This window comes from Wolbachia endosymbiont of Ctenocephalides felis wCfeT (assembly GCF_012277295.1).
In the GTDB taxonomy this organism is placed as follows: domain Bacteria; phylum Pseudomonadota; class Alphaproteobacteria; order Rickettsiales; family Anaplasmataceae; genus Wolbachia.
This window is the reverse complement of record NZ_CP051156.1, coordinates 1302350-1318544: the sequence shown is the minus strand read 5'-3', so window position 1 is coordinate 1318544 and position 16195 is coordinate 1302350. Positions and strand designations below refer to the sequence as shown.

The window sequence follows — 16195 nt, the reverse complement described above, 5'->3', positions numbered from 1 at the left end:
ATGCGGAAGATCCTTATCTATACTGCCGTTTTTTCTTTACTTTTATTTATTCCTTTAGCATATGGTAGCTTTTGTATATGGAAAGTAAAAAAATTCTTAGCTTTGTATATTAATGATGAAAAATCTGAGATTTCATATAATTTCAGTGGTTTTCCTTTTAGTCTTACTTTTCATGTTACAAATCCAAAAATTTCTAATGAGCAATTCACTCTCTCTTCTAAGGATTTGCTGATAAAAAACAGATTGTTTGATAAATCAGTATATGCTTATGTACCAAGCAATGAAGTTAATATTACTTTTCATGGAGAGAAGGAACAGAATATCAAGTGTCACACAAGTAATAGCAATAATTTCATGATCAAGCTAAAAGATTTACTGTTCTCGCTGCAGTTTGATCCAGATAGTACTCTTATAGATTATGTAAATACACTACGTTATGAGGATTATGGGCTAAAATGTGAGGACTTGGAAAGCAGAAAGAGTGCTGAAACTGAAGTAAATGACGGAAGCAACTATATACAAATCTCTTTTAATAAAGAAATTAATGGCAATGCTAAGTCGTCACAGGATCTTTATATTTACCGATATAAAGATGTTGCAAAACCAGAAGATTACTTAAGCATGGACATTAAACTTGACTATGAGTTTGTAAGTGATATCTCTGCTTCAAGTATGAATTTTAATATAGAAAAGCTTTTAGTTCAAAGCAATAAATTCTCTATTATTGCAGATGGTGGGGTGCGAAATTACAATTTTGTTACTTCTTCATTTGAAGATCAAGTTAACGTATCTGTATCAAATTATAAAGAGTTAGTTTCATATGTAATGAGTGAAGAAGAACCAAAAGTTGCAGATGCGTTTGAGAAATTATTACCTTCTCTGTCAGAAAAAACAACTGATGACAGCGTTAAGTTTTCAATAAGATATGATAATAATATAGGAACAGGGTTTATTGGCAAGTTATCTACTGCTGATTTCATAAGTCAATTGAGCATAATTGATAAGCTCATTAAGAATGAGAGTAGTAATTAGTTTTATATTAGCATTTTGCTGGAGCGTGAGTGCTTTTACTTTAGATGATAAGCTTCCAGATAGAAGTATGGAAAAGCGAGCTACTAGCTTATTTGAAGTGATCAAATGTCCAGTGTGTTCTGGTGAGTCACTATCTGAATCTCAGTCTCAGGTAGCATACGATATGCGCAAAGCAATTCGTAAAAAAATTAACAATGGGTATACTGATCAAGAAATAATTGCAGATTTGCAAAATGCTTACGGAAACTCAATAATAATCACTCCTCCACTGAAGTCTAGCACTTATATTATATGGTGTATTCCATTGATAGTTCTACTTATTGGATGTGTTTTGATATATAGTATCCATTCAGGTGTATGGCTTAAGAAGCAATAGCCAGTAGGTTTTGAAAAGGATTTAACTTCTTTTGCCTCCAAGTCAAGTACAATGAAATTATCCTCTCAAGAAACATATTTCCCCGTTTCGATTGTGTAAAATATGAAACTTTTCGGTAAACAACGTAATGCCGAATCTGTCGCTCAGCATAGTTGTTTGTCAGTGGAATATTTTCTGGATCGTCCAAAAATTTCCACATCATCAGATCCGATTTCATGATATTTTTTGCTACTCGAGACGCTCCAATTGCCTCGGGTAAATTTGATATATTCTTTAAGTAATATCTCGTTCGCTTGCGTAATTTTCTTGCTCTTCTTATGAACCTTAATGTGTCTATTTCATCCTTTAACAGAGCTTTTTTCAATGCAAATAATTCAGTAGCAACATTCCTTAAATAATACCCCAAAACTTTCACTTCGCTATTCCAACTATGAGACAACCTTTCAAAATCTCTTGCTAAATGTGCCCAACAGACCTGCCTTTTCTTGCTGGAAAAGTAGTTGTAAGCTGCATATCTGTCGGTCACTACTAGGTTGTTATTCTTTCCAAATTTACTATTTTCCAGGACTTTCATCCCTCTTGACTCTGTCAATTTGATCACACTTCCTATTTTGCTCGCAAACATCCAGCACCAGCCCTGTTTACCTTTGTTGTAATGGCTAGTTTCATCGATATGTAAAATTTTGCTCTTGCTTACCTCTTCCTCAATTTGCTCATATGCTTCTTGGCATTTTTCTGCCACTCTAGCCTCGCTATTTGATACACTACCGACGCTGATATCCAGGTTGAAAATGTCCTTTATAATATTTGCCACTTCTTTTTTCGAATTCTTGTAAAATCCACTTAATGCTGTAATTACTGACTTAACTCTTGGACCAAATGTGTCCGCAGTTACTCCTTCTTGTAGCTTGCTACTTTTTCTTTTTCCACATCTTTTGCAACGTCCATGCTCTAGTTAATATTCAACTACATACGGCTTGATTTCCGGCAAATCGACCTTTTGATGAGTATACGGATCTTTTGATACCGCAATTTCTCCTCCGCACTCACACGTATTGGGCAGTTCTATTTTTACCATCTCATCTGCCTCCATTTTAGGGCGGTAACTGCCTTTATGTCCAACCTGTGCTCCTACTTTCCTGTCACTTTTTGGCTTATTTTCCCTCATCTTATATAATTCTTTGGAGCTTGGTATAGATGAATTTTTTGAATTTAAGCCAAGCCTTTCTTTTAACTCAGCGTTTTCGATCCTTAGCGCTTTATTTTCTGCTTTAAGCTCTTCTATTTTTGTTTCTAACTTTTCTATAGTCTGCTTAAACTTTCGCAAAATTCTAAAAGATCAACCATATTACCTCACAGCCACTCTAGTTTACCTTTTTAGCATTCCTTGTCTACTCTTTATTTTACCGCCCGGCTGAATGGATACCTTGCTTAAAGCATTTAAAGATCATTATCATGGATTTGAATTTGGGATGAGTTTTAACTTATGATTTAAAGCTCATTTCATCTCCTTAATCACTTGTTTCTCTCTTGCAATTGCAAGACTTTTCTCTGGTACGTTATCAACTATAACGCTGCCTGCTGCAACTTTGGAGCCATCATAAATATCAAGCGGTGCAATTAATGAGCTATTGGAGCCGACAAAGCAGTTATTTCCTATGTTTGTTTCATGTTTATATTTTCCATCATAGTTGCAAACAACTGTGCCAGCTCCTATATTACTTTTCTGTCCTATTTTAGTATTTCCTATATAACTTAAGTGCTTTATCTTAGTATTATTACCAACCTCACTTGCTTTAATTTCAACGAAATTACCTATTGTTACGTTGTTATCGATCGTTGTTTTTTCGCGTATTCTCGCAAATGGGCCAATTGTTGCACAGCTTTTAATTAAGCAATTCTCTAAATGTGAAAATGACAGTATTTTCACACCAGATTCTATCTTAACGTTAGGACCAAAAAAAACATATGGATCAATAATTGAATCCCTAGCAATTTGCGTATCAAGAGAGAAGAAAACAGTTTCTGGTGCAGTAAGCGTGACTCCAGAATCGATGAAAAAATCTCTTTTGCTTTTTTGAAAGCAAAATTCAGCTTTTGCAAGATCATTTCTATTGTTTATCCCCATTGCATCTTCTTCATCAGTTACAATGTAGCTTACATTTAAGTTATTTTTTACCGCAATAGAAACTATATCAGTCAAGTAATATTCACCGCTTGCGGCATTAGGTTCTATTTTTTCTACTAATTCACGTAAATCTTTTGCATATGCAACCATAGCTCCAGCATTGGCTAGAAATTCTTTATTACCATTTGTACTACCTTTTGCTTCTATAATTTCTACCAAGGAATCATTCTCTATAACGAATCTTCCATATTCTTTATTGCGCGTTTCAAATCCAAGACATACTAAGGCATTGTCTTGCAAGCGGTTAATCATTTTAGTGATCGTGCAGCTTTTTATAAGTGGTGTGTCCCCATATTGCACGATAACTACACTTGAATCTGGTAATTCCTTAAGGCTTTTCATTGCAGTTTTAACTGCATGACCAGTGCCAAGTATTGATTCTTGTATAATAGGTTTTAAGCTTTTTAACTCTTCAGCTAAAGGCTGGTCAACCACAACGGCTATGTTTTCAGGATTAAATTGTTTTGCATTGTAGATTACATGCTCGAGCATAGAGAAATTGCCTATCTTATGCAAAACTTTAGGCAAATTTGAATTCATTCGCTTGCCGTGACCTGCAGCAAGTATAATGAAAGTGTGGGCTTTATTTATCACTTAATTATCTTAAAGATGAAAAGCTAAAACCATAATGATTAAGCCAGCTTATTTTATTGTCATAAAAGCTTCTTAAATCAGGAATTTGATATTTTAGCATTGCAAGCCTCTCAATACCAATGCCAAATGCAAAACCATTGTATTTAGTGTGATCTATACCAACATTTTTAAAAACATTAGGATGTACCATACCACAGCCAAGAACTTCTATCCATTTACTGCCTTTATAGCTGATATCCACCTCTGCTGAAGGTTCGGTAAAAGGAAAGAAACTATTGCGGAAGCGTATCTTTAGCCCCTTTTCTCCAAAAAATTTATTTAGGAAGTTGTGAATGGTAAATTTTAACTGACCCATATTAACATTTTCAGCAACATATAGTCCCTCTATCTGATGGAACATTGGGGTATGGGTTGCATCAAAGTCATTTCTGTATACTCTGCCCGGTGCGACTATTTTAATTGGAAAACGCTTTGCTTTTTCCATAGTTCTAATCTGTACAGATGAAGTGTGAGTGCGCAGTACCATTCTCTTACCATCTATTTTTTCCTTTAAATAGAAAGTATCTTGTTCCTCACGTGCTGGATGGTAACTTGGAGTATTCAACGCGTCAAACACATGGAATTCATCCTCAATGTCCGGACCATCAACTGCTGAAAAGCCCATATGGGCAAAGATAAGTTTTACTTCATTTATAACTTTACTTAGTGGATGAATTTTGCCAATTTTTTCTGGCCTTACAGGTAATGTAATATCCACTGCTTCATTTTGTAACTTAGAGGTGATTTCCTCAGCTCTTAACACATCTTCCTTATTTCTTATTAGATTATCCAGCTTATCACGTAACGCATTAATAACTTCGCCCAAATTGCGTTTTTCTTCAGCACTGTCTATATTTCTTAAGTCATTAAAATATGCTCTGACTATGCCTTTTTTTCCCAGGTATAATAGCCTGACTTTTTCTAAATCCTGCAAAGAGGAGGCTCTCTCAATTTCTGCGATAGCTTGATATTCAAGCGAAGGTATATCATTGAGCAACTCTTTATTCATCCTTTATCTAACTTAAACCCTAATTATAGTACAGTCTCACGATAACTCAAACTTTCTTTAATTGCTAATTTATTGACAAAATGTATCTTTTTATTTAATATTATATTAGTAGATTTATTATATTAATTATGATGGGAGAAAATGGAAGAACAAAGTCTATTGGGGAAGTAACCGAAGTAAAAGTTATTGATTATCAGGAGTATGGGGATAACATAGGCGAATTTTCCTTTGAGTTAAAATTATCGTCACAAACTCAATTCAGTAAGGAGGATTTGTACAGCAGTGTCTTTGATGAAATAAGAGAGCAAATAGAATCTTATAAACGTTGCTTAAAGCCAGAAAAGTTTTTTATTGTTAATCAATCCATTACTAAGACTATAGGCAGCTTTATTAGTAAAGAATCACATCGATTTGGTGAAAGATTACACCAAGCTAGTGGGGGACAAGATGAATGGGAAAAAGAACAGATTGACGCTTTCACATGGAGTATTTTAAGGGAAATAGAAAGCTTTATACTTGACAAAGGAAAGTTGCAAGCTTTTCTATCAAGCGGAGAAGATTATAAAGGACAAAGCTTTACACTTAACATAAAAGACTTTGAAAACTTTAAGATTGAAAGACGAAGCCCTGTACCCAACAAAAAAGGCTTTGCATTCTTCAAAAGTTTTTTTCAAGAAAAAAACTTTTACAACATAACTGAAGATGAGTAACAAGAAGTATTAGATGTTTTTTTTCGAGGAGTAACAATTAGGCTAGCAGCAAATAAAGCAGACATTAAAGATATTAACCAAGGCGAAGAAGAAGCTGTCACAGAAATTGAGAGTGATTCTATGGAAGTTATTGGTTATCGGGAGTATAAGGAGAATAACACAGGTGAATTTTCATTTGAATTGAAGGTGTCAGAAGATGATTCAGATAATAAAACATTGTACGATGATATTCTCAAGAAATTAAAAGAATCAGTAAATCTTCATACGAGTTATTTGAGAAAAGGTGAGACTTTTGATAAATATGTGGTAGAAGTGTCTGGTAAAGAGTTAACTACTTCCTGGAATGCTTTTGAAAAATTATATAGTGGTGGAGTAGATAAATCGATTTTGCGTATTGTAGATAAAATTGGGGGTCATGTTTTAGGTAGATGGTTATATAGCGCAGAGGATTTTTATAATTTACCTGAAGAAGAGCAATCAAAGATACTGAATATTTTTTTACAAGGAATAACAATTAGGCTACAAGCAGATATTAAAAATATTGATCCCAGCAAAGCTCAGCCCGTGCCAGATGAGAGGATAGAGGGCGATACGCTAGATACACCGACGGTAACAAGCGAGCAGGGTGAAACGGCGATAAAAGTAGGGGGAAGTGAAAATAAGAATGGAGAAGCACAGAGTATAGCTCAGAATATATCGCCTACAAACTTACTTGAACCTAAGGAAGACAGTGGAAAGCAAGTAACACGTGCTTCTGTGGTGGATGTAGCGATGCGTGAAAACGCTTATTGGTTTGGATCTTTGCGTGGAAAAGCTCCTAAGTTTGATTCGCGTGAAAAAATAAGGGTTCAACTTAGGCTTCAACCCTTACTTGAAGCCTTCAAACCAAGTAATTTTTTTAATACAGTTAATGCGTTAAAATTTTCTTTTTTGCAAGAACCTTCTCCACAAGCAGGAGGGGCTGTGACTGATCATCCAGTGAATACTGAACAGGCTATGCCAAGCACAAGTGCTGGAATAACAAGTAGTGTAGAAGAACCTCAAAGTAGCCACATAGTCGCTGGGCAAACTGGGCGCAAGAAAAAGATACCTGCTAACATAAAAGGGCTAATAGAAAGTACAGAAATGCGTGTTGGTATAGCCATAAAATCCAAGGAAAGTAGTGAAAAACCTGACAAGATATTTATCGACACAATGAACGCATGCAAAGTTAAAGACAAAGAAATATTACGCTATGTTTTTAATGAAGTATTTAATATTATTTATTTACAGGGTAGACAAATAAATGAAGTACAAGAATGAGATGAAATACTTGCAGTCTTGAAAACATTGGGAATATACACTCCAGATGACGCATCTTATGTTACAAACGAATACTTACAGGAACAAGTAGATTTTAAAAGAAAGAAATTGCATACAGACTTAGGAATGCCTTTTCCATATGGTGCATCTTGCATTACAAACGGGTATTTATAGGAACAAAATCCCGTAATTAGAGGTAATGAACAGCACTCTTCTGTTCAACCTGGAATGGCTTTGTTGCATCGCTCTTTGGATAGGAGGCAATGCATAATAAATTCATGAAGCTATCTCAAATTTAGCCATGCCTATTTCAGTAAATTTGTTCAGCAAATAACACTTGAGTAGCATTTCTTTCTCACGGTTAATCTCAGATTTGTTCCTAAAACTAAACCCAAATGTTTGCTTCAGTCGCGAGAAAAAACTTTCTATATAAGATCTCTTCCCATAATTTATCTCTTTTTTCCACTTCTTCATACCATCTTCACCATATGACTTTATGAGCTTGATTGTAGAATTTCTCTCAGCCATATAATCCAGCTTTGGATGCTCCACTGCATTGTTTTGCAGAGGAATTTTTGTCTTTATGCCAAGCTCATTGCACAATTTGTATAACTTCTTTCGATTATATGCTCTGTCTGCATATAGTGTGCTTATATTGTATTTAGCATTAGCCCTTGCAATAAGATCACAGGCTCCATAGTGGTCAGAATAAACTCCACTACTGTATTTTGCAGCTATGACTTTTTTGCTACCTATCTCCAGCATTACATGCAATTTTCTTGTTTGCTTATAGCCACGGTACTTTCTATCTGTACCGTTTGCCTTACTATGGCCTGGAATATTATTGTAGATGCTTATTCCAGTGCTATCTATGGCGATCTCAATATTTTCCATACTGTTTTTATCATGTCTTCGATCATTAATTTTTAAGTTAAGCTTTTTGAATCTTCTGGAAGCCTGGGAATAGCTGATAACTTGCAAATTTTTTCCTATTTGCTCAAGGTATCCCGCTATAAACCCCACCGTTTGTCTTAGGCCTATTCTAAACAAATAAGTTATTATGTGAATTAGAATTACGACTTTATCACTATAAATATTGTTGCCACCGGTCATTTTGGGACTTTTTTCGTACCAATTTTCTATGGCATCGTTGACGTAATAAAAAATATTTCCTCTTTCTTGGAGAAATTTGTTATATTCGTAGCAGTTACTGACTTTCATTTTGACTGGCATATTTTTCCTTTGTCGGTTAAATGCCTGTTTATATCGAAAACGCTGAGTTAAAAGAAAGGCTTGGCTTAAATTCAAAAAATTCATCTATACCAAGCTCCAAAGAATTATATAAGATGAGGGAAAATAAGCCAAAAAGTGACAGGAAAGTAGGAGCACAGGTTGGACATAAAGGCAGTTACCGCCCTAAAATGGAGGCAGATGAGATGGTAAAAATAGAACTGCCCAATACGTGTGAGTGCGGAGGAGAAATTGCGGTATCAAAAGATCCGTATACTCATCAAAAGGTCGATTTGCCGGAAATCAAGCCGTATGTAGTTGAATATTAACTAGAGCATGGACGTTGCAAAAGATGTGGAAAAAGAAAAAGTAGCAAGCTACAAGAAGGAGTAACTGCGGACACATTTGGTCCAAGAGTTAAGTCAGTAATTACAGCATTAAGTGGATTTTACAAGAATTCGAAAAAAGAAGTGGCAAATATTATAAAGGACATTTTCAACCTGGATATCAGCGTCGGTAGTGTATCAAATAGCGAGGCTAGAGTGGCAGAAAAATGCCAAGAAGCATATGAGCAAATTGAGGAAGAGGTAAGCAAGAGCAAAATTTTACATATCGATGAAACTAGCCATTACAACAAAGGTAAACAGGGCTGGTGCTGGATGTTTGCGAGCAAAATAGGAAGTGTGATCAAATTGACAGAGTCAAGAGGGATGAAAGTCCTGGAAAATAGTAAATTTGGAAAGAATAACAACCTAGTAGTGACCGACAGATATGCAGCTTACAACTACTTTTCCAGCAAGAAAAGGCAGGTCTGTTGGGCACATTTAGCAAGAGATTTTGAAAGGTTGTCTCATAGTTGGAATAGCGAAGTGAAAGTTTTGGGGTATTATTTAAGGAATGTTGCTACTGAATTATTTGCATTGAAAAAAGCTCTGTTAAAGGATGAAATAGACACATTAAGGTTCATAAGAAGAGCAAGAAAATTATGCAAGCGAACGAGATATTACTTAAAGAATATATCAAATTTACCCGAGGCAATTGGAGCGTCTCGAGTAGCAAAAAATATCATGAAATCGGATCTGATGATGTGGAAATTTTTGGACGATCCAGAAAATATTCCACTGACAAACAACTATGCTGAGCAACAGATTCGGCATTACGTTGTTTACCGAAAAGTTTCATATTTTACACAATCGAAACGGGGAAATATGTTTCTTGAGAGGATAATTTCATTGTACTTGACTTGGAGGCAAAAGAAGTTAAATCCTTTTCAAAACCTACTGGCTATTGCTTCTTAAGCCATACACCTGAATGGATACTTATCATGCTATCGTATTTGTTTTGTTAAGATCTCTCCCCAAGCCAAGCTGCTTGAATGGCCTCTAGTATTTTCTCATTGCAGCGTTTTTCATCATCATCAAATTTTTCTAAATTCAAAACCTTTTTTTTAAGCTCAGTAAATCTAATGCTAATTACATCCTCGTCAGGAAATTTTTCCTCCAGTGCTTCTGCTATATCTTCTATATCAAGCCATTTCATATTATTTTGATCTAAACTAAACTGATTGGTGCCCATGGGGAGACTTGAACTCCCAAGGTCGCAAAACCCACGGATTTTAAGTCCGCTGCGTCTACCGATTCCGCCACACGGGCTCTTTTTACTTACCTAGAATAGAATTCTACTACTAGATTCACTCCCATGTCTGCTGAGTAAGGTACCTCAGAATATTGAGGCGCTCTTAAATATTTTACTGAACGCTCTTCAATCTGTACTTCTAAGTAATCCGGAGCCTTACGTTCTTGTCTTTGTGCAGCCTCTACCACTGCAGGAATCTTTGCTGCCCGTTCTCTAATTTTCACCACATCACCTGATTTTACTCGATAACTAGAGATATTTACCACCTTATCATTAACTGTAACATGCTTGTGAGATATTAGTTGTTTTGCTGCATAAATCGTTGGTACAAGACCAGAGTGGTATAAAACAGAACTTAACCTTGACTCTAAAATACCGATAAAATTGTCAGCTGTATAACCTCTCCTGTTATAAGCATCCAAAAATGTCCGTCTAAGCTGCTTACTTGAGATTGCATAGTAAAACTTAAACTTCTTATGCGCAGCAAACTGCTTTCCAAAGTCAGACTGTTTCTTAAATCCAATAATACCATGTTGACCTGGAGGATACTTCCTTTTGTTTACAGGATCCTTTGCTCTACCCCATAAATTTACTCCAAGCCTACGGCTGATCCTATATTTCCTAGTTACAACAGTTGTCATATCAAAATTCTCACAATTTATCTCTAGATTATTAAGGATTTTAGCACTAAGTGTCAACTTGTTTTTGCCTATATAATCACTTATACTTGCACTTTAAACTTTTCCATCGATATATGAATCATTTACCACTGGAAACAATGGCTAATGCAATCCGTTTTTTATCCATTGATGCAGTGCAAAAGGCAAATTCTGGTCATCCAGGTATGCCGCTTGGAATGGCAGATGTTGCAGCTGTTTTATTTACCAAATATCTAAATCATAACCCTAATGATCCACAATGGTTCAATAGAGACCGCTTTGTCCTATCAAATGGCCATGGTTCAATGCTGTTATATTCCATATTATACCTTACGGGTTATGTTGACATAGATGAGATAAAAAACTTCAGGCAATTAGGATCTAAAACTCCAGGCCACCCAGAATTTGGCTTGACTCCAGGAGTTGAAGCAACAACAGGTCCACTTGGACAGGGACTTGCAGTTGCTGTTGGTATGGCGCTTGCTGAGTCGATACTTGCAAGACAACTCGAAGTTAACCACTACACTTACGTAATGCTTGGAGATGGCTGCCTTATGGAAGGAATAAGCCATGAAGCAGCATCCCTTGCTGGGCATCTTAAGTTAAATAAATTAATAGCGCTATTTGATGATAACGACATCTCCATAGATGGCTCTACTGGTCTTTCTTGCTCTGATGATGTGGAAAAAAGATTTTTAACATACGGGTGGAACGTAAACAAAATTGATGGACATAACTTTGAAGCAATATCTCTTGCAATAGAACAGGCTCAAAAATCTGACAAGCCAACACTGATCTGCTGCAAAACTATTATTGGAAAATTTTCAAGTCGTGCTGGCACATCTGCTGCTCATAGCGGTGCTTTTACAGAAGAAGATATAAAAAATATGAGGGAGAAATTAAACTGGAATTATGAACCATTTGATGTGCCAGAAGATGTAAGAAATGAGTGGAAAAAAACGACTGAAAGAGCGCAAAAGAATTATAATTCATCGTTGTCATTCCAGCGCGTGACGCTGGAATCCAGAAAGCAAGAAGACTGGATCCCAGTGTCAGCTACTCGGATGACAGAGGATCATAAAGAACTTCAAAGAAGACTAGACAAGCGCTTGCCAGATAATATCAATAATAACTTAACTAGCTTAAAGAAACAAATACACGAATCAATGCCAAACGAAGCTACACGCTCTTCTTTTGGTAGAGTGATGGAATTGTTAACAAAATCTATGCCAGAGTTGATTGGTGGATCTGCTGATCTTACTGGATCAAATTGCACCAAATATAAACATATGCAAGTAATAGACAGTAATAATTATAATGGCTCTTACGTGCATTATGGAATAAGGGAGCACGCTATGGCAGCTTGTATGAATGGAATGGCTCTCCACGGTGGTATTATTCCCTATAGTGGCACTTTTTTGGTATTTTCTGATTATTGCAGGCCTGCTATACGCCTTTCAGCTTTAATGAAACAGCAAGTTATGTACGTTATGACTCACGATTCAATTGGAGTTGGAGAGGATGGCCCAACTCACCAGCCAATAGAGCATTTATCTTCTCTGCGCGCAATACCAAACCTCTACGTTTTTAGACCTGCAGATGCAATTGAAGCGTTAGAGTGCATTAGTATTGCATTGGAGAAAAAAGAATCACCAGCACTCTTTGCACTTTCAAGGCAGAATGTGAATTACGTACGTAAGTTTCACTACAATGCTGATCAATCTGCTAACTTGTCTAAATTTGGTGCATATATACTCTCTGAATATTCAGGAAAATTAGAAGTTACTATCTTTGCCACCGGATCTGAAGTTGAAATTGCAATTGAAGCGAAAAATAAATTACAAGAAAAAGGTATGGGTATTAGAGTTGTTTCTATGCCATGTTGGAGGCTTTTTGATGAGCAAAATGATGAATATAAAGCAACAATATTAGGAAATAATAGCACTAAAGTTGCAATTGAAGCCGGAAGTGAAATGGGTTGGCATAAATATATAGGCTCAAATGGTATATTTATCGGCATGAAAAGCTTTGGGGAATCAGCACCTTACAAAACGCTGTATGAGCATTTTAATATCAGTGCTGACCACTTAGTAAAATATGTGTGTGAACTAATTTGCTGTATCCATTCAGCCGGGCGGTAAAATAAAGAGTAGACAAGGAATGCTAAAAAGGTAAACTAGAGTGGCTGTGAGGTAATATGGTTGATCTTTTAGAATTTTGCGAAAGTTTAAGCAGACTATAGAAAAGTTAGAAACAAAAATAGAAGAGCTTAAAGCAGAAAATAAAGCGCTAAGGATCGAAAACGCTGAGTTAAAAGAAAGGCTTGGCTTAAGTTCAAAAAATTCATCTATACCAAGCTCCAAAGAATTATATAAGATGAGGGAAAATAAGCCAAAAAGTGACAGGAAAGTAGGAGCACAGGTTGGACATAAAGGCAGTTACCGCCCTAAAATGGAGGCAGATGAGATGGTAAAAATAGAACTGCCCAATACGTGTGAGTGCGGAGGAGAAATTGCGGTATCAAAAGATCCGTATACTCATCAAAAGGTCGATTTGCCGGAAATCAAGCCGTATGTAGTTGAATATCAACTAGAGCATGGACGTTGCAAAAGATGTGGAAAAAGAAAAAGTAGCAAGCTACAAGAAGGAGTAACTGCGGACACATTTGGTCCAAGAGTTAAGTCAGTAATTGCAGCATTAAGTGGATTTTACAAGAATTCGAAAAAAGAAGTGGCAAATATTATAAAGGACATTTTCAACCTGGATATCAGCGTCGGTAGTGTATCAAATAGCGAGGCTAGAGTGGCAGAAAAATGCCAAGAAGCATATGAGCAAATTGAGGAAGAGGTAAGCAAGAGCAAAATTTTACATATCGATGAAACTAGCCATTACAACAAAGGTAAACAGGGCTGGTGATGGATGTTTGCGAGCAAAATAGGAAGTGTGATCAAATTGACAGAGTCAAGAGGGATGAAAGTCCTGGAAAATAGTAAATTTGGAAAGAATAACAACCTAGTAGTGACCGACAGATATGCAGCTTACAACTACTTTTCCAGCAAGAAAAGGCAGGTCTGTTGGGCACATTTAGCAAGAGATTTTGAAAGGTTGTCTCATAGTTGGAATAGCGAAGTGAAAGTTTTGGGGTATTATTTAAGGAATGTTGCTACTGAATTATTTGCATTGAAAAAAGCTCTGTTAAAGGATGAAATAGACACATTAAGGTTCATAAGAAGAGCAAGAAAATTACGCAAGCGAACGAGATATTACTTAAAGAATATATCAAATTTACCCGAGGCAATTGGAGCGTCTCGAGTAGCAAAAAATATCATGAAATCGGATCTGATGATGTGGAAATTTTTGGACGATCCAGAAAATATTCCACTGACAAACAACTATGCTGAGCGACAGATTCGGCATTACGTTGTTTACCGAAAAGTTTCATATTTTACACAATCGAAACGGGGAAATATGTTTCTTGAGAGGATAATTTCATTGTACTTGACTTGGAGGCAAAAGAAGTTAAATCCTTTTCAAAACCTACTGGCTATTGCTTCTTAAGCCATACACCTGAATGGATACACTCAACAATTGCTATTTTTCTTTATTACCTTAACTGTCTGCACTGCAAGGTAAAATATGGGAGTGCTGCATATAGTAAAGAAAAATTTAAATGAATAACTACTGGCAATTAGTGAAAACATGCGGTCTGGTGGTAATACATTAAAGATACATAATATACTAATAACAAGAGATGTATCAATTAATAGAGAGATAGCCGTACTACCATTGCTTCGTAGCCATAAAAACTTGTTTTTGGTTGCATTTTTTATCCATAGATATATCTTAATATCAACATATTGTGCAACATAGCATGCAATCATAGAAGCAATAAAATTAACACCATACTTGCCAAATACTAAGTGAAAAAGTTCATTATCAATTTTTGACCATCCGGTGGCACTTAAGCTATCCATCAACATGATTATACTTGCTACAATAAGATTCATTACAATAGTAAGTTTTACACAGAACCTTGATTTCTCCTTGCCATAGAATTCAGTAATTAAATCCGTAAGTAAAAAGGTTAAGGGATATAATATTGCTCCAACTGATAGTTCGAAAGTATGTATTGAAAAAATAGGCAGTGAAACAAACTTTTGGTATATTAAATTACCAACTACAACTAACACTGCAAAAAATACACATATAGATACATATATTTTGTCATCTATATTCATAAAGCTGCTGGTTTGAATTTGCTTATTCATTTTCCTATACATAAATTTCTATCATTACATATTTTATTAAAAAAATATATAATTTCTATTATCATATATTTTCCTAAAAAAGAAATTTATTTATTTAATAAAGAAATAAGAGAATTTTAAAGAAGTTTAATAACTTTTAATTTTGGCTTAATACAAAGTCGAATACCTTGACATTTGTTCAATATTACTGTATAATAGTTATGTACATCCTATGTACTATGGCAATAAACTTACCTTGTAATAGGTGTATTGGACCTGAGGGCAGTACTCGGCGCCTCCACCATAGTTTTGAAATGATTTTGAGTTATGGGGGCGAATTAGGATCGACATGCATAGTAAAGATGGTACCTTTGCTCGGTTAGACACCACCGTTAAGAGTTCATAATTTAGATGCAAACGATAATTTTGCAGCTGAAGACAATGTAGCATTTGCTGCTTAATTTAAGCACAATAATTCATTGTTGTAAGCACGGTTTGGGGAACACCGGGTAACAGAAGTTTCCCACGTTATGTCAATGAAGGTTATATGGAACATACAGATTATAAAAAATCGCTTAACTCTAACAAATTGCAAGTTATAAAAAAAGCTCTAGACGTTATATCAAGTAATGATTTTACTCCTCATTTAGAAATATTATTTTTCACATACTTTAATGATGTAATTATACCAGATTACCTAAAAAAGTCATATCCTTCTCAAATGCTTATTGTGCTACAGCATCAATTTTTCAACTTAAAAGTCTTTGAAGATAAGTTCAGCGTCAACTTAAGTTTTCGCGGCAAACAAGAACAGATTACCATACCTTTTTTTGCTATCAATGAGTTTCATGATAAAATTTCAGGGGATGTTTTGGTATTTGATAAGATCAATTTTAACTCTAATGAAGAATATCAAAGCATTGAAAGATCATCAAACGGTAGCATTATATCCATAGACCAACTTCGTGATAAAAGTTAACAACTGAGTAAGTCATGGTTTAGCACAATTGCATGCATTGTGATGTCATCGCTAGCTTGAAAATCGCCTTTGCAATCTCTTATTGTAACATCTAAACTTTGCGGTTATTGATTAGACCCTTGATGATGATTCACATAATGAAACTTATCTCCATCAAAATAGCCAAATGCATCAGCTAAAGTTCCTATTTTTTTA

The 16195-nt window shown here is 35.5% G+C and carries 12 protein-coding genes, 1 tRNA gene, 1 other RNA gene and 3 pseudogenes; 9 read left to right on the top strand and 8 right to left on the bottom strand.

Features of this window, described 5'->3' with window-relative positions; all coding sequences use genetic code 11:
• Both HF197_RS06420 and HF197_RS06415 read left to right on the top strand, forming a co-directional pair.
• Entirely contained in the window at positions 1 to 1032 is a 1032-nt protein-coding gene (locus HF197_RS06420; RefSeq protein WP_168464704.1) for a hypothetical protein, read from the top strand.
• A complete protein-coding gene (locus HF197_RS06415) occupies positions 1016 to 1408 on the top strand; it encodes a cytochrome c-type biogenesis protein (protein WP_168464703.1) in 393 nt (130 codons plus the stop codon). The genes HF197_RS06420 and HF197_RS06415 overlap by 17 nt, the downstream gene beginning before the upstream one ends.
• Here HF197_RS06415 and tnpC (HF197_RS06410) read toward each other — a convergent pair.
• The 3 genes and pseudogenes from tnpC (HF197_RS06410) to pheS form a co-directional block, all read right to left on the bottom strand.
• Positions 1395 to 2755: pseudogene (gene tnpC / locus HF197_RS06410) on the bottom strand (IS66 family transposase). The gene HF197_RS06415 and the pseudogene tnpC (HF197_RS06410) sit on opposite strands and share 14 nt — an antisense overlap.
• 151 nt (positions 2756 to 2906) lie before the next feature.
• On the bottom strand, positions 2907 to 4190 hold the full coding sequence (gene glmU / locus HF197_RS06405; RefSeq protein WP_168464702.1) for a bifunctional UDP-N-acetylglucosamine diphosphorylase/glucosamine-1-phosphate N-acetyltransferase GlmU: 1284 nt from the start codon (positions 4188 to 4190) through the stop codon (positions 2907 to 2909).
• A 4-nt stretch (positions 4191 to 4194) separates the two neighbouring features.
• A complete protein-coding gene (gene pheS / locus HF197_RS06400) occupies positions 4195 to 5238 on the bottom strand; it encodes a phenylalanine--tRNA ligase subunit alpha (protein ID WP_168464701.1) in 1044 nt (347 codons plus the stop codon).
• A gap of 128 nt (positions 5239 to 5366) precedes the next feature.
• Here pheS and HF197_RS06395 point away from each other — a divergent pair, with 128 nt between their 5' ends.
• Positions 5367 to 5948 (top strand): hypothetical protein, encoded by a 582-nt coding sequence (locus HF197_RS06395; RefSeq protein WP_168464700.1) that lies wholly within the window; start codon positions 5367 to 5369, stop codon positions 5946 to 5948.
• Positions 5949 to 6068: 120 nt separating this feature from the next.
• Positions 6069 to 7250, top strand: coding sequence for a hypothetical protein (locus HF197_RS06390; protein WP_168464699.1), 1182 nt, complete (start codon positions 6069 to 6071; stop codon positions 7248 to 7250).
• A gap of 276 nt (positions 7251 to 7526) precedes the next feature.
• Here the strand turns inward: HF197_RS06390 and HF197_RS06385 are convergent, their stop codons facing one another.
• A complete protein-coding gene (locus HF197_RS06385; protein ID WP_168464050.1) occupies positions 7527 to 8483 on the bottom strand; it encodes an IS5 family transposase in 957 nt (318 codons plus the stop codon).
• Between the two features lie 32 nt (positions 8484 to 8515).
• On the opposite strand from HF197_RS06385, the pseudogene tnpC (HF197_RS06380) reads away from it, so the two are divergent.
• Positions 8516 to 9778: pseudogene (tnpC, locus tag HF197_RS06380) on the top strand (IS66 family transposase); the annotation flags it as partial.
• Positions 9779 to 9824: 46 nt separating this feature from the next.
• Here the strand turns inward: tnpC (HF197_RS06380) and iscX are convergent.
• The 3 genes from iscX to rpsD all read right to left on the bottom strand — a co-directional run bounded on the left by iscX (position 9825) and on the right by rpsD (position 10756).
• Positions 9825 to 10019 carry a Fe-S cluster assembly protein IscX gene (gene iscX, locus HF197_RS06375; protein WP_168464698.1) on the bottom strand — a complete coding sequence of 65 codons (195 nt, stop codon included), beginning with the start codon at positions 10017 to 10019 and terminating at the stop codon, positions 9825 to 9827.
• 26 nt (positions 10020 to 10045) lie between these two features.
• Positions 10046 to 10132, bottom strand: a tRNA-Leu gene (locus HF197_RS06370).
• Between the two features lie 9 nt (positions 10133 to 10141).
• Entirely contained in the window at positions 10142 to 10756 is a 615-nt protein-coding gene (gene rpsD / locus HF197_RS06365) for a 30S ribosomal protein S4 (protein ID WP_168464697.1), read from the bottom strand.
• Positions 10757 to 10869: 113 nt separating this feature from the next.
• On the opposite strand from rpsD, the gene tkt reads away from it, so the two are divergent.
• Complete coding sequence (gene tkt, locus HF197_RS06360) at positions 10870 to 12915, top strand: transketolase (RefSeq protein ID WP_168464696.1); 2046 nt, start codon at positions 10870 to 10872, stop codon at positions 12913 to 12915.
• A 56-nt stretch (positions 12916 to 12971) separates the two neighbouring features.
• Positions 12972 to 14332, top strand: a pseudogene (gene tnpC, locus HF197_RS06355) (IS66 family transposase).
• Positions 14333 to 14355: 23 nt separating this feature from the next.
• On the opposite strand, the gene HF197_RS06350 reads toward tnpC (HF197_RS06355), so the two are convergent.
• Positions 14356 to 15042 (bottom strand): queuosine precursor transporter, encoded by a 687-nt coding sequence (locus tag HF197_RS06350; protein WP_246168488.1) that lies wholly within the window; start codon positions 15040 to 15042, stop codon positions 14356 to 14358.
• 163 nt (positions 15043 to 15205) lie between these two features.
• Here HF197_RS06350 and ssrA point away from each other — a divergent pair.
• Together ssrA and HF197_RS06340 are read left to right on the top strand one after the other, a co-directional pair.
• Positions 15206 to 15549, top strand: a transfer-messenger RNA (tmRNA) gene (gene ssrA, locus HF197_RS06345).
• A gap of 19 nt (positions 15550 to 15568) precedes the next feature.
• Positions 15569 to 16000, top strand: coding sequence for a ClpXP protease specificity-enhancing factor SspB (locus HF197_RS06340; protein ID WP_168464694.1), 432 nt, complete (start codon positions 15569 to 15571; stop codon positions 15998 to 16000).
• Positions 16001 to 16195: the final 195 nt, after the last annotated feature.

What these genes read in the sequence shown, in the direction of transcription:
- HF197_RS06385 (WP_168464050.1), bottom strand. Translation starts at nt 8,483, where the DNA reads ATGCCAGTCAAAATGAAAGTCAGTAACTGCTACGAATATAACAAATTT.
- rpsD (WP_168464697.1), bottom strand. Translation starts at nt 10,756, where the DNA reads ATGACAACTGTTGTAACTAGGAAATATAGGATCAGCCGTAGGCTTGGA.
- HF197_RS06420 (WP_168464704.1), top strand. Translation starts at nt 1, where the DNA reads ATGCGGAAGATCCTTATCTATACTGCCGTTTTTTCTTTACTTTTATTT.
- HF197_RS06395 (WP_168464700.1), top strand. Translation starts at nt 5,367, where the DNA reads ATGATGGGAGAAAATGGAAGAACAAAGTCTATTGGGGAAGTAACCGAA.
- HF197_RS06415 (WP_168464703.1), top strand. Translation starts at nt 1,016, where the DNA reads ATGAGAGTAGTAATTAGTTTTATATTAGCATTTTGCTGGAGCGTGAGT.
- HF197_RS06390 (WP_168464699.1), top strand. Translation starts at nt 6,069, where the DNA reads ATGGAAGTTATTGGTTATCGGGAGTATAAGGAGAATAACACAGGTGAA.
- HF197_RS06340 (WP_168464694.1), top strand. Translation starts at nt 15,569, where the DNA reads ATGGAACATACAGATTATAAAAAATCGCTTAACTCTAACAAATTGCAA.
- pheS (WP_168464701.1), bottom strand. Translation starts at nt 5,238, where the DNA reads ATGAATAAAGAGTTGCTCAATGATATACCTTCGCTTGAATATCAAGCT.
- tkt (WP_168464696.1), top strand. Translation starts at nt 10,870, where the DNA reads ATGAATCATTTACCACTGGAAACAATGGCTAATGCAATCCGTTTTTTA.
- HF197_RS06350 (WP_246168488.1), bottom strand. Translation starts at nt 15,042, where the DNA reads ATGAATAAGCAAATTCAAACCAGCAGCTTTATGAATATAGATGACAAA.
- iscX (WP_168464698.1), bottom strand. Translation starts at nt 10,019, where the DNA reads ATGAAATGGCTTGATATAGAAGATATAGCAGAAGCACTGGAGGAAAAA.